The following is a 14290-nucleotide window of genomic DNA, read 5'->3' as shown; positions in this document are numbered from 1 at the left end:
CGCCGGAAGTTGTCGTGGAACGATCGTCAGGACGCCAGCCCGAGGTTCTCCCTGAGCGTCGATCCCTCATAGGCGCGCCGGTAGAGCCCCCGATCCTGAAGACGCGGGATGACATGCTCGATGAACTTGTCGAACTGCTCGCCGCGCGCCGGGAACGAGAGCACGAAGCCGTCCGCCGCGCCCGTGCGGAACCACTCTTCCAGCACGTCGGCCGCGCCGTCATATGATTGCACGGTGAGGAAATGCCCGCCGTCGCTGATGAGAAACGTGCGGATGACGTCGCGCAACGTATTGCCGGGCTTCACCGCCACACCCTTCAGCAATTCCGCCCGGCTGCGCCGGCGGTGCAGCACGGAAGTATCCGCCGGCACCAGATGCGGCGGGATCGGCTCGTCGAGATCGACGCCGGAGAGGTCGACGCCGCCGAAATAGCTCTCGACGCCCCGCCGCCCCAGCTTGAAATCGAGATCGGCGGTGATGCCGCGATAGATTTCCTCGGCTTCCTCATGGGTCTCGCCGAGCACGAACGAGGCGCCGGGGAGGATCAGGAATTTGTCGGGATCGCGTCCTTCCGCGCCGACGAGCGATTTCAACTCCGCATAGATCGAGCGCGCATGATCGATGTCGGGAGAGGCCGAGAAAATGGCTTCCGCGAAGCGCGCAGCGAACTGCTTGCCCTCGGCGGAGGCACCCGCCTGAAACTGCACCGGCCCGCCCTGCGGGGAAGGCGGCAACGGGCTCGTCGCCTCGACATCGAAGAAGCGCCCGCGGAAGGCGAACGACTTCACCTTGGCGGGATCGGCGAACTTGCCGCTGGATTTGTCGAGCACCAGCGCATCGCCGTCCCAGCTCGACCAGAAGCCGTGCACGACCTGAAGGAACTCCTCCGCGCGCTCATAGCGGACCGTCTGGTCGGGGATCGGCTCGGCGCCGAAAGCCCGCTCCCCCTGAAACGACGTCACGGCGTTCCATCCCGCGCGCCCGCGCGAGAGATGATCGAGCGACAGCACCTGGCGCGCAACCACATAGGGCTCGTTGAAGGTGGTGGAGGCGGTCGCGACCAGGCCGATGCGCTTCGTGGCGGCGGCGACCGCCGAGAACGCCAGCAGCGGATCGAGCGAGCCGTAGCGGAACTTGCTCGCGTTATCCGGCGTGAAGCTGAAGCCGTCCGCCCGGAAAAGCGCATCGATCAGCGCCTCTTCCGCCTTTTGCGCCACCTTGATGAGCGGCTCCGCCTCATAGGGCGCATAGGCTTCTTCCTGCGAATGCGCCCAGCCGTATTGCGGAGCCAAATGATAGCCAAACTTGATCTGCCTGCCTTCGGTGCTGGTCATTTGCCGTCTTCCTGAGGAAAATGCGGACGAGCCAAAGCGTGCGGGTCCGTCACGTTGCCGTTGCAAAGCCGCGCCCGTCCGGGACGGGCGCGGCGGGTCGGATCACCGCTTCAGCCAGATGTCATAGAAAACAGGCTCGCCGAGAGGGCTGAACCGCAGGCCCTCAAGATCCTTCGCCGTCGCGATCACCACCTGAGGGTTGTCCTCGACGGGAATCCTGAATGCGTATTTGATCAGGATTTCCTGCGCCTTCTTGACGAGTTCGGCGCGCTCGGGAGAGTCGGCGACGGTATTGGTCGCCTGCAACACTTCCTCCAGCTCGGTGCTGCCCGTCACCTCGGCGCTGTCGCCGTAGCGCACCGTGGCGTCGAGAGCGGCGCCCGCGTTGGAGTAGGTCTTGCGCAGCACGTCGGGGTCGGCGCGCGTGCCGTTCTGGTACCAGAAATCGAACTTCCCTTCCCGGAAATCGGCGCTGGCCTGGGAGATCTTCCTGAACGTCAGCGTAAGCTCGATGCCCACGCGCGCGAACTGATCCCTGAGAAGGGTCACGAACTCCTCGGTCGTGTGGCTGTCGTCCCACACCAGGTTGAGCGTCAGGCGCTTGCCGTCGCGCTCGCGAAAACCGCTTTCCTTCACGACCCAGCCGATGCTGTCCAGCAGCTTCTTCGCTCCTTCCGGGTCATAAGCGAGAAGGTCGCCGGAGAAGTCGTGATAGCCGAAAGTCGACGACGCGAGGATGCTGCCCGCGGCGCGCGAGGCCGGCCCGGCGACGAGATCGGAAAGCTCCTTGCGATCGATCGCCTTCAGGACCGCCTGCCGCAATTCGAGCTGATTGAGCTTGTCCGACTTGAAATTGACGTTGAGGCTCTTGCCCAGCCCCGTCTGCTGCCGCCAGGCCACCTTGTAGCCGAGCCGGGGCAACTGGACGACGCCTTCCGGCGTCGGAACGGTGATGAGATCGGCCTCGCCCGATTGCAGCGCGCCTTCGCGGGTGCCGCGCTCCGGCACGACCGTGAGTTCCACGGCCTCGATGCTCGCCGGCCCCTGATGCCGCGCCAGCTTGCTGGACCAGTTGTAGTCGTCCCGGCGGTCGAGCCGCAGCGCGGCGCGCGGCGTCACGCTCTTGATCACGAACGGCCCCGTCCCGACGATGCCGTAATTCTTGCGCTCGTCGAGCGTCTTCTTGAAATCGTCCGGGTGAATGATGCCGAGCTGGTCGGTGGAGACATTCGCGAGGAACGGCCCGTTGCCGACCGAGAACTTCACCTTGAAGGTGCGGTCGTCGATGATTTCCGTCCCGACATAATGATCGAACACGCCGCGGATATACCACCCGCCGCCGGCCTTCAGATCCGCGACGGCGCCATCGAAATTCGCCTTGACCACCCTGGAGTCAAGCACGTCGCCGTTCGAGAAGGTCACACCCTCCCGCAGGGTGAAGGTGTATTCCGTCGCGTCTTCGTTGACCTTCCAGGATTCCGCCAGCCACGGCACGAATTCCAGCGTGTCGGGATTGCGATCGACCAGCGAGTCCGTGAGGGCATGGGCCGCGGTGCTCCATGACTGCCGGGGATCGACCGAAAACCCTTCGGTGTAGACGCGCAGCGTCCCGCCCGCGACACGCCCGTCACCGCCGGTTTGCTGCGCGGCAGCCGGCCCGAGCGAGGCCGCGACCATCAGTCCGACCGCGCTGAAGAACGCCAGCTTCCGCCGGCTGAAGCCACGCCCCCGTTTATCGATCGTCGTCATATGGATACCTGTCCGCTATTGGAAATATGATTCTTTCTATAAAATATATATATTATATGGATAAATATCGGTCAAGCGCCGGACCTTTGTCCATCGCGTTTTTAGAGCGGCGTGCATTCAAGCGGAATCGTTTGAACGATCAGCATTCGCTCAAGGCAAGAAATTTGGAATATGTCCTGTTTCAATCTGAACAGGACATATTCCAGCGTGTTCGTGGGCTGTATTCTCAACCACGAGAGCAGGCGGCATTCGGGCGGGCGGAAAGTTTGCGTTGTGGTGCCGGGCCTGCAAATGCATGCGCAAACAGATGGATAGAGTGACGGCGCGATTGCATATGAACGCCTGCCGCTCGAAATCATCGAGCCGAAAGGGGCGCGTTCTCCGGCTCGATGCAAAGGGCTTTCGCGTTGGACGGCGACCCGATGGTTGTGTTCGCGCTCCCGCGATCGACGCCGGACATGCGCCGGAATACGCTTTCGCGAGGAAACTCTTCGTCCTATTGCGCGGAATGAAGCGCGGAGGTTCGTTTGGCAACCGCCTGCGCGGGATTGAGCAAGCGGCGGGGGCGAAAGTCGGCCAGCGCGTCGCTCTCTTCTTCCGCCAGAATTTCGGCGGCGGCGATATCGGCGATAACCGGGGCCAGGGTGACGCCGCTATGCGTGACAGCCAGATAGATGCTGCCGTCGATCCAGCCGATGGCCGGAAGCCTGTCGTCGGTGAGCGACCGCCGGCCGATCCGCAGTTCCCGAATGGCGTCATGCGGCAGAAACGGCAGCAAGTCTCCAAGCCGCCTGCGGAACTCCTGCGCGAAGGCTCCGTTGGCCGCGATCTCGCTTTCGTCGGCGAGGAAAGCGTCCAGTTCCGCTGATTGCAGAACCAGCCGGCCGCCACCGTCGGGGCGAAGATTCAGCCGATCGGTGAAGATCAGGCTCTGCAATTGCACCGGCAGGGCTGCGGTGTAAGCCAGAAGACTGCGGACGCGGACCCCTGACGCCAATGGATCGGGCGCAGCGAAATCATAGCCCAGTTCATGCAGCGTCGGGCGGGTCCAGCGCCCCGTGGCCAGCACCAGACGGTCCGCCGCGATTTCCTCGCCGTTCTCCAGCCACAGGGAAACGCCGCCGGCCGCCGGCCCGATCCGCGCGACGGCCTGACCGAAGGCCAGCCGCGCGCCCGCGTCTCGCAGCTTCAGCAGCGCCCATGCGGCAAAACGCGCGACCTCGACATACCCTTCCTCCGAAAAGGCCGCGACGACATCGCCGGGCACGCGAAGGCCGGGATTGGCCCTGCGGGCCTGCTCCGCCTCGACGATATCGGCGGCATAGCCGATCGCCTGCAACACCTTCACGCGCCGTTCCAGCTCCGCGAAAGCGCCGCCGCCGGCCCATTCGAATGCGCCTGCGCGCCGGAACCATTGCAGCGCTGGCGGCAGATCCCGCTGCCACGCGGCATGCCGCCTCAGACCCTCTGCATTGAGCGCATGATAGGCATGCGGCGCCTTGCCGTTGGAATTGACCCAGGCGAAGCTCGTGCCGGATGTGCCGCCGACCGGCGCGCCCTTGTCGACGACCGTGACGTTCGCGCCTTTGGCGGCGAGCGCGGTCGCGATCGCCAGCCCGAGCACGCCGGCGCCGACCACGACGATCCCGGGCGACGTTTCCTTCTTCCACCGCTCAGGAGCACTCATCCGAAACTCACCTTTCACTGGGCCGGGAACGATCTTTCACGCGGGAAGCGGGAGCGGCTCCGCGGCGCATCGGACGCGTCGCGGCGATCCGTAAACGCTCCCCGTCTTTCCAATGCTCACGCGAGGGCGACGGGCGGGGACAGGTATCGCTCGCCGCTGTCGGGCACGATGATGACGAACGTCTTGTCGGCATTCTCGGGCCGCTCGGCGAGTTGCAGGGTGGCATGAAGGATCGAGCCGGCAGACGTTCCCGCCAGAATGCCCTCCTCCCTGGCGAATATCTGCGCCGTCGCGCGCGCATCGGCGGTGTTCACGGCGATCACCTCGTCGACCACGCTCGCGTCGAAATTGTCGGGAAGACGCCCCTCCTCCACCTCCGTCACCTTGTGAACACCTTCGATGCCTTCCGCATGGGGATTTTCCTTCGTCGGCAAAGAATCGGCGGTGGGCTCGGCGACGACGACCTTCACGCCGGGCTTCCGCTCCTTCAGGAAGCGGCCGGTGCCGGAGATGGTGCCGCCCGTGCCCACCGCGCCGACAAGAATATCCACCGCGCCATCGGTGTCGCGCCAGATTTCGGGACCGGTCGTCTCCAGATGAATGAGCGGATTGGCGGGATTGCCCCGCTGGTCGGTGAAGAACGCGCCGGGGTTCTCGCGCTGAATTCTCGCCAGAATGTCCTCGATCGCGTTGGGCTCCAGAAATTCCCTGTTGTCGATCAGCACCACCTCCGCGCCATACTGGCGAAGAATGTTGATCTTGTCCGGGCTGATGATGTTGCGCAGATAGAACTTGGACCGATAGCCGCGCGACGCCGCGACGGCGGCGAGACCGATACCGGTGTTGCCGCTCGTGATGTCGACCAGCAGATCGCCGGGTTTCAGCCTGCCGCTCCGCTCACCCTCGCGGATGATGGACCACGCCGTGCGATCCTTGATGCTGCCGGCCGGGTTCAGATACTCGATCTTGGCCAGAAGGCGCGGCCGCAGTTGACGGCTCTTCCTGATCTTGTGAAGCTCCAGAAGCGGCGTATTGCCGACAAGCTCCGCGAAATTATTGTATATTTTGCCCACAATACGATCTCCAGCAAGAACGGCGGCGTCTCAAGCCATCATGACAGATAGGCCTGCGCCAGACGCGCCCAGTAGACAGCCGCGGGCGCCAGCAGCGCGTCGTTGAAATTGTAGTTCGGGCTGTGCAGGGGCGCGCTGTCGCCGTTGCCGATGAACAGGTAGCTGCCCGGCCGCGCCTGCAACAGATAGGCGAAATCCTCGCTCGCCGTGCGCGGGGTGAAGGTTTCGGCGACACGGGCGGGGCCGAATGCGTCGACGGCGACGGAGCGCGCGAAATGCGTCTCGGCGGCATGATTGATCACGGGAGGAAAGCCGTTGCGGTATTCGACGGCGGCCGTCGCGCCGAAACTCGCCGCCTGCGCCTCGGCAAGCGCCGTGATGCGTTCCTTGATGCGGTCGCGCACGCCCTTGTCATAGGCGCGCGCCGTCAGGGTAAGCTCCACGCTTTCGGGAATGACATTGGCCGCCTGCCCGCCGTGGATGGAGCCGACGGTGACGACCGCCGTGTCGAGCGGATTGATGCTGCGCGCCACGACGCTCTGCAACGCCAGCACGATGGCGGCGCTCGCCACCACCGGATCGACGGCCAGATGCGGCGCCGCGCCATGCCCGCCCTTGCCCGTCACCGTGATGCGCGCGTAGTCGATGGAGGCCATCGCCGGCCCGTCGACGAAGCCGAACTGGCCTTCGGGCTCGCCCGGCCAATTGTGCAGGCCGAAAACGGCGTCGCTGGGAAAGCGCTCGAACAGGCCGTCGTTCAGCATGCGCCGCGCGCCGCGCCCCAGCTCCTCCGCCGGCTGGAAAACAAGGTTCAGCGTGCCGGAAAAGCGGCCGCTTTCAGCCAGATAACGCGCCGCGGCCAGCAGGATCGTGGTGTGTCCGTCATGGCCGCACGCGTGCATGACGCCGGGCGTCTCGCTGGCGTAGGGCAGGCCCGTCGCCTCGTGAATGGGCAGGGCGTCCATGTCGGCGCGAATGGCGATGCTGCGCGCGCCATCGCCCCGTTTCAGGGTGCCCACGACGCCCGTGCCGCCGACGCCGGTCGTCACCTCATAACCCCACGACGCGAGCAGTTGCGCGACGATGCCCGCCGTGCGCACCTCCTCGAACGCCAGTTCGGGATGCGTGTGCAGGTCCCGCCGCAGGGCGACGAATTCGTCGATGAAAGCAAGGATGCCCTGTTCCACCTGGTCGTTGACGCCCGTCGCGGGCGCTTCGGCTTGCCGGCTCATGTCCCGATCCTTCTATTCCGCCGCGACAGCCGGCGCGGCATAACGGCTTTCACGCCGGGGCAGCCCGAGATGGGCGCGCAGCGTGTCGCCCGTTTGCTCGCGGCGGTATCGGCCGCGCTTTTCGAGGATGGGGATGACGTGCTCGACAAAATCGTCGAGCCCCTGGGCGATGACCGGGAAGCCGAGGATGAAGCCGTCGGCGGCGCCGGCGTCGATCCAGCGGATGATCTCGTCGGCGATCTTTTCGGCGGAGCCGATGAAGGCCGTGCGCGGCGTGGCGACATCGAGCGCCACTTCCCGCAATGTCTTGCCGCTTTCCTTCGCCCTGGCCTTGATGCGGTCGGTGGTGGAGCGGAAATCGTTCCTGCCGAGGTCGCCGAGATCGGGAAACGGCTCGTCCAGCGGATAGACGCTGAAATCGTGATGGCTGAAGAAGCGGCCGATATACGCCAATGCTTCATCGATGGAAACGAGGTTGCGGATCTCCTGATACTTCGCCTCCGCCTCCTCGTCCGTGCCGCCGATGATCGGGCCGACGCCGGGGAAAATCTTCACGTCGCCCGCCGCGCGCCCCCGGGCGACGGCGCTGGCGCGCACCTTGCCGGCAAAGGAAAGGTTTTCCTCCAACGAGACATTGTTGGTGAACACGCCGTCCGCATGCCGCCCCGCCAGACGGATACCGGATTCCGACGAACCCGCCTGGAACACCACCGGCTGGCCCTGACGCGAGCGCCCGATGTTCAGCGGCCCCGACACCGAGAAATGCTTGCCGCGATGATCGAGGGCATGCAGCTTCGACCTGTCGAAGAACACGCCTGTCCCGCGGTCACGCACGAAGGCGTCGTCTTCCCACGAATCCCACAACCCCTTCACGACATCGAGATATTCGTCGGCGATTTCGTAGCGATGCCCGTGTTCGGGATGCGAACGGCCGTAATTGCCGGCGCTCCCCTCCAACGGCGAGGTGACGACATTCCAGCCGGCGCGGCCGTCGCTGATGAGATCGAGCGAAGCGAGCTGACGCGCGATGGTGAACGGATCGCTGTAGGAAGTGGAGATGGTGCCCACCAGGCCGATCCGGCTGGTGACGGCGGCCAACGCCGACAGGATGGAAATGGGCTCGAAGCGGTTCAGAAAATGCGGGATCGACTTTTCGTTGATGTAGAGACCGTCGGCGATGAAGGCGAAGGCGATGCCCGCCTCCTCGGCCTTGCGCGCGGTCGCGGCATAGAACGCGAAGTTCACGCTGGCGTCGGCGGGACCGGAAGGGTGCCGCCACGAATTGAGATGGCCCCCGGGGCCTTGCAGCATGATACCGAAGGTGATCGGTTGTGCGCTCATGATGATCATTCTCCTTGTTCGGGCGCCGGGCTTCAGGCGGCGGAATCCAGCCGCCGGCGGGCCAGCAGCTCGGCGGTTCCGAAGCGCACGGCCTCATCCGCGACCGGCAGGTCGATGATGAATTCATGGACGCCGTAGCGCGCACCGAGCGCTTCGAGTTCCCGCTCCACGGCGTCCGGCGTGCCGTGGAGGATGCTGGGCCTGTTCTCGGCCACGCGATAGGCCTGCGTATCCGCGGGGTCTACGCCGACCTCGCGCAGAAAGTTCTCGACCCTTTCGCGCGAACCGACGTTGACGCTGCGCCCGTCGTTCAGCGTCACCCTGAAAACGGTCTTGTCCGTGATATGGGGGGCGATGTCGGCCGGGTCTTCCGCCACGATGGCGGCGAGCGCGATGATCGGCGTCGCGCCGCCGCCGGCGCGATAGGCATCCAGCGCCCGTTCGAGATGCGCGGCGTCGCCATTGAGATGCGCGGCATACACGAAGCCCCAGCCATGCCGCGCCGCGAGCGCCGCGCTGTCCTCGCCGGTGCCCAGCAGGAACCGCTCCGGCGGGATGGCGACTTCCGGCGTCGCCTTCACGCCCGCCAGCGGGTGCGGCGCCTCGAATCCCTCGCCGAGGAAGGCCGCGATCTGGGCGACCTGCTCCGCGAAACCCGGCTTGCCCGCCTGATCGTAATGCCATTGCAGCGCCCGCGTGGACAGCGGCAGGCCGCCGGGCGCCTTGCCGACGCCGAGATCGATGCGCCCCGGCGCGAGCGAGGCCAGCAGCTTGAAATTTTCCGCCACCTTGTAGGCGCTGTAGTGTTGCAACATCACGCCGCCGGTGCCGATGCGGATCCGCGCCGTGTTGGCGGCCAGATAGGCCGCCAACAGCTCGGGAGAAGGACTTGCCAGCTCCGCGCTGTTGTGATGCTCCGCCACCCAGAAGCGCCGATAGCCGAGCTGCTCCGCCTTGCGGGCCAGCGCCACGGTGCGCGCGAGCGCCTCGACGGCGGTCTCGCCCTTTTGCAACGGGCTTTTATCCAGAAGGCTCAGCGCATAGCTCATCGGCAGGGTGTCTCTCGGTCTCGAAACAGGAAGCAGCCAGCGAATCCGTTGATGAATTCGCCGACATCGGTTGCAATCATATCTATAGAATTTATATGTAATCAAGTGCGTTCTTGATTCCTTCGACAGGCACGGCGGAACGGGCGGGCCTCTCGCGAGGCTCATCCGGGCATAGGAAGCGCTGTCGGGCGCCATGCCGCCGGAGCAATCCTGCGAACCACGAGTGCAGCCGTGCCTCAGAACATGTCCTGTTCGGATTGCAACAGAACATCTTCCGGGTTCTCTGTTTTGAGCGAATTCTTATCGACTGAATTATCTCAGTTGGAACGGTTTTCCTGCTGCTTGCATTCAAACCGATCCATCGAATTGAATGCAATTTGTGGGAAACATAGCATTTGGAGCGGGATGGCGATTCAACCTGATCGCATCTCTAATCGGAAAGCGCTCTGAGCGTGGAGGAAAGATCGTGGCCAAGGACAAGCTGTTTCTGATCAAACCCGGTTTCACCAATCCGAACCGGCCGGGCGGGGTGTTCGTGTGCCCCGCGTGCAATCAGGTCGAAGGGCTGCTGGCGGCATCTCCCGAGCTGGCGGCGAACATCGATGTCGAGCGGGTTGCCTTTCCCCGCCCCCGGCCGGATGTCGTTGCGCTTCTCGGCGAGGACAACCAGTCGCTTCCGGCCCTCATTTTCGCGGACAACCCGCCGGCCGACGCGCGCGAGCACAACGGCGTCCGCTTCATCAGCGATACCACCCGGATTCTGGCCCTACTTGCCGAGCGCCACGGCTTTCCGCAACTGCATTGAAAACGGTCTGCCCCGAAGCGGCGGCTAATACATGGAACATTGGCCCGGAAAGCGAATCCCGCTTTCCGGGCCACAATTTTATGCCATGCGGCGAGGAATGACGCCGCCGGAAGCGCGATGCGAGCGATCGGCGCGATGCTCTGCCGTCCTCGCCCCGCCTGACAAAAGCCCTCGACAGGTGCCCGCCCCTCACGGGCGCATCGGCGTCGCCCGACAGGCACGCCTCACATCGGGCCGGCGGGCGTCGCCTCCAACCTTTCAAAATAGAATCTATTTATAATATTTTATATCTGATGAAAAATGCGATAACAGTTTTTACAATTGCACGCATAATACATCACTATATAATAATACTATTTCAATGGTTATTATGAATTTTAAAGCCGACAACAATCAAGAAATATTTTCTTTATGATCGCGCCTCATTTGCATATAATATACTTGGGCTAGGCCATGCCTCTCAGGTGATCTGCCGCATTTCCGGCCGGATCGTGAGGCATTCCGCTATCCTCATATTCCTTTCCCGTATCATCGGACATGAAAAGGACATTCAAAATGCGTCTCCGTGTATTCTCCGCAGCGCTGGTTACTGCCGTTGTATTTTCCTCTCCGTCCTTTGCACAACAAAACGATCTGATGAAATACTGCAAGGCGGATATTCAGCGCCTCTGCAAGAATGTGAAGCCCGGCGACGGGCGCATCATGGGCTGCCTGAAAGCGCACGGAAAGGAAATGAGCGTGGGCTGTGCGCAGGCGCTCCAGAAGATGCAGGCGAAGGCCAAGAAGTAATCCTCTTTTTCCTTGCGGCCGGAAGCGAGCATCCGGCCGCAAGGGATACGCCCGCCGGGGAAGAAGGCCCCGGCGGCCCGACACGGCCGTAACCCTCTCACCCGGCGCGACGTTTTCCGGCGCGTAGCCGCTCTTCCAGTCGCTGCATGACGACGAAGAGAGACGGCACGAACACGACCGTGAGGCAGGTCGAACCCAGCATGCCGGTAAAGACGGCGATGCCGATCGACTTTTGCGCGCTGGCGCCGGCCCCGGTCTGCAACACCAGCGGCACCACGCCGAGAATGAAGGCGATGGAAGTCATCAGGATCGGCCGGAAGCGCGTGCGCGCGGCTTCGACGGCCGCCTCGGCGATGGCCATGCCATCGTGAAGACGCAGGTGACGCGCGGTTTCGACGATCAGGATGGCGTTCTTCGCCGAGAGGGCGATCAGAAGCACGAGGCCGATCTGCGTATAGAGATTGACCGCGGCCTGGGCCGCCAGCAGCGTCGTGGCGGTGCCGAGCAACGCGAGCGGCACGGTGGCGATGACGGAAACCGGTGCGTACCAGCTTTCATATTGGCCGGCGAGGACGAAATAGACGAGGATCAGGCTGAGCGCGTAGACGATGTAGATCTGGCCTCCGATCTCCCTCTCCTGATAGGAGACGGCCGTCCATTCTGTCGAGAATCCGGGCGGCAGCAGATCCTGCGTGATCCGTTCCAGCGCCGTCAGCGCCTGGCCCGTGCTGAAGCCGTGCGCCTGGGTGCCGATGACCTGCGCGGCGGGATAGAGGTTGTAAAGGCCGATCAGAGACGGGCCTGTCGTGGGCGTGATCGCCGCGAGCGAGCCCAGCGGCACCATCTGGCCGGCGCCGTTGCGCAGCCTGATCTGTTCCAGATCGACGAGATCGACGCGCTTCTGCGATTCGGCCTGCACGTAGATCTGGAACACCCGGCCGAACAGATTGATCTGCCCCGCGTAGGACGACCCCACATACTGGCTCACGGTGTCGAAGGCGCTGCCGGTGTCGACGCCGAGGCTTTCGGTCTTGGTGCGGTCGAAGGCGATGTCGAACTGCGGCGCATCGGCCCTGAACGGGCTGAACGCCTGCCCGATGACGGGATCGGTCCGCGTGGCGGCGATGACCGAAGCCGCCGCCTCCTGCAAGGCCGCATAATCGAAACGGCCGTCGCGCGACTCGATCTGCATGGAGAAACCGGCCGCGTTGCCGATGCCCTGAATGGGCGGCGGCGGCAGGACGATCGCTTCGCCATCGGGCAGATTGGCGGTCAACCGGCTGAGGCCCTTGTAGAGGGAGAGGAGATCCTCGCCCTCCTTGCGGTCGCTCCAGTCGTTGAGAATGACGTAAAGCACGCCGGCATTGGCGAGGCTTGCGTTGTTGTTGACAGCCGAAAGGCCGCTGATCGCGATGACGGTATCGACGGCGCCCACGCCTTCCACGCGCTTGCGCACGTCCTCCAGCGCCGCTCGCGTGCGCTCCAGCGACGCGCCTTCGGGAAGCTGGACCGAAACGAGGAAATACCCCTGATCCTCGACCGGCAGAAAATCCGTCGGCACGCGCGACAGCAGATAGAGGGACAGGCCGACCAGCATGGCGGCCGCGACCGTCAGCGCGAGGCTGAACCCGACCATGCGCGCCACCAGCCCCGCATAGGCCCGCTCGCAGGCATCATAGATGCGGTTGAAGGCGCGATAGAAGATGTTCTTCCGCTCCCCGGCGGGCCGGGCCTTCAGCCAGAGGGCGCATTGCGTCGGCTTCAGCGTCATGGCGTTGACGGCGCTGATCAGCGCGGTGGCCGCGATCACCAGCGAGAATTGCTTGTACATCTCGCCGCTGAGCCCCGGCAGGAACGCCGCCGGCAAGAACACCGCAAGCAGCACCAGCGTGATGCCGATGATCGGCCCGGTCAGTTGCTGCATGGCGAGAGCCGCAGCATCGCGCGGCGACCTGCCTTCCTCCAGGTGTTTGGCCGCCGCCTCCACCACGACGATCGCATCGTCGACCACGATGCCGATGGCCAGAATGATGGCGAACAATGTCGACAGGTTGATCGAGAAGCCGAACACGGCAAGCGCCGCGAAGGCGCCGACGATCGTCACCGGAACCGTCGTCGCGGGCACCAGCGTGGCGCGCCAGTCTTGCAGGAACACGAGGATGACGAGCAGAACCAGCAGGGCCGCCTCCACCAGCGTGTGATAGACGTCGCCGATGGCCGCGGATACGAATCGCGTGGTGTCGAAGGGAATGGAATGCGCCATGCCTTCGGGAAAATCCGCCGACAGTTCCTCCATCTTCGCCTTGACCCGGCCGATGGCCTCGAGCGCATTGGCCTCCGGCAGCAGGAACAGCGAGAGCCCGGCGGCGGGGCGACCGTCGATGGCGAAATCCTGGTTGTATTGCTGGGCGCCGAGCTCCACGCGGGCGACGTCGCGCAGCCGCGTGATCTGCCCGCTGTCGGAAACCCGCACGATGATATCCTCGAAAGACGACACGTCGGTGAGTCGCGATTCGAGTTTCAGCGTATACTGGAAATCCTGCCCCGCCGGGGCCGGCGGCAGGCCGAGCTGCCCCGCCGTCGTGGAGCGGCTCTGCCTGTTGATGGCGTTGACGATATCGGCCGGGATAAGGCCGCGCGCGGCGAGCAGCTCCGGGTTCATCCAGATGCGCACCGCATATTGCCCCGAACCGAACACCGAGACGTTGCCGATGCCGGGAACGCGGGAAAGCTGGTCGACGACGTTGATCGTGGCGTAATTCGCCATGAACAGGCTGTCGTGCGCCGGATCGGTGGACGACAGCGCCACGATCGCGAGGATGGCGCTCGAACGCTTGGCGGTTTGCACGCCCTGCGCCTGAACGGCGTCCGGCAGCGACGGCAGGGCGCTCGCCACCCGGTTCTGCACGAGGATCTGCGCCAGGTCGGGGTCCGTGCCGATGGCGAAGGTGACGGTCAGCGTATAGGCGCCGTCGCTCGTCGCGGTCGACTGCATGTAGAGCATGCCCTCGACGCCGTTCACCTTCTGCTCGACGGGCAACGCCACGTCGCGGACGATCGTTTCCGCATTGGCGCCCGGATAGCGCGCCGTTACCTGAACGGAGGGCGGCACGATGTCGGGATATTGCGAAACCGGCAGCCGCGTCAGCGCCACAAGGCCGAGCACCACCGTCAATATGGCGATGACGTTGGCGAGCACCGGCCGGTCGATAAAGAACTTGGCGATCATGG

The 14290-nt window shown here is 64.2% G+C and carries 10 protein-coding genes; 2 read left to right on the top strand and 8 right to left on the bottom strand.

What is annotated here, in order from left to right:
* Nucleotides 1-26: 26 nt before the first annotated feature.
* From ACOYJQ_RS01955 to ACOYJQ_RS01925, 7 genes are all read right to left on the bottom strand, one after another.
* Nucleotides 27-1334, bottom strand: coding sequence for an NtaA/DmoA family FMN-dependent monooxygenase (locus ACOYJQ_RS01955; protein WP_433455989.1), 1308 nt, complete (start codon nt 1332-1334; stop codon nt 27-29).
* Between the two features lie 102 nt (nt 1335-1436).
* Complete coding sequence (locus ACOYJQ_RS01950) at nt 1437-3083, bottom strand: ABC transporter substrate-binding protein (RefSeq protein WP_433455987.1); 1647 nt, start codon at nt 3081-3083, stop codon at nt 1437-1439.
* Nucleotides 3084-3579: 496 nt separating this feature from the next.
* Nucleotides 3580-4770 (bottom strand): NAD(P)/FAD-dependent oxidoreductase, encoded by a 1191-nt coding sequence (locus ACOYJQ_RS01945; RefSeq protein WP_433455985.1) that lies wholly within the window; start codon nt 4768-4770, stop codon nt 3580-3582.
* A 116-nt stretch (nt 4771-4886) separates the two neighbouring features.
* Complete coding sequence (locus ACOYJQ_RS01940) at nt 4887-5843, bottom strand: PLP-dependent cysteine synthase family protein (protein WP_433455983.1); 957 nt, start codon at nt 5841-5843, stop codon at nt 4887-4889.
* A gap of 38 nt (nt 5844-5881) precedes the next feature.
* A complete protein-coding gene (locus ACOYJQ_RS01935) occupies nt 5882-7075 on the bottom strand; it encodes a M20 aminoacylase family protein (RefSeq protein WP_433455981.1) in 1194 nt (397 codons plus the stop codon).
* Nucleotides 7076-7087: 12 nt separating this feature from the next.
* A complete protein-coding gene (locus ACOYJQ_RS01930; protein WP_433455979.1) occupies nt 7088-8416 on the bottom strand; it encodes an LLM class flavin-dependent oxidoreductase in 1329 nt (442 codons plus the stop codon).
* Between the two features lie 32 nt (nt 8417-8448).
* Nucleotides 8449-9465, bottom strand: a complete 1017-nt coding sequence (locus ACOYJQ_RS01925; protein WP_433455977.1) for an LLM class flavin-dependent oxidoreductase — start codon at nt 9463-9465, stop codon at nt 8449-8451.
* Nucleotides 9466-9931: 466 nt separating this feature from the next.
* On the opposite strand from ACOYJQ_RS01925, the gene ACOYJQ_RS01920 reads away from it, so the two are divergent.
* Both ACOYJQ_RS01920 and ACOYJQ_RS01915 read left to right on the top strand, forming a co-directional pair.
* Complete coding sequence (locus ACOYJQ_RS01920; protein ID WP_433455975.1) at nt 9932-10270, top strand: DUF3088 domain-containing protein; 339 nt, start codon at nt 9932-9934, stop codon at nt 10268-10270.
* A 555-nt stretch (nt 10271-10825) separates the two neighbouring features.
* Nucleotides 10826-11059, top strand: coding sequence for a cysteine rich repeat-containing protein (locus ACOYJQ_RS01915; protein ID WP_433455973.1), 234 nt, complete (start codon nt 10826-10828; stop codon nt 11057-11059).
* 97 nt (nt 11060-11156) lie between these two features.
* On the opposite strand, the gene ACOYJQ_RS01910 is transcribed toward ACOYJQ_RS01915, so the two are convergent.
* Complete coding sequence (locus ACOYJQ_RS01910) at nt 11157-14288, bottom strand: efflux RND transporter permease subunit (RefSeq protein WP_433455971.1); 3132 nt, start codon at nt 14286-14288, stop codon at nt 11157-11159.
* Nucleotides 14289-14290 lie beyond the last annotated feature (2 nt).

Origin of the sequence: Pseudochelatococcus sp. (assembly GCF_050946405.1) — a bacterium.
Taxonomy (GTDB): Bacteria; Pseudomonadota; Alphaproteobacteria; order Rhizobiales; family Beijerinckiaceae; genus Pseudochelatococcus.
This window is presented reverse-complemented; position numbering and strand designations above follow the sequence as displayed.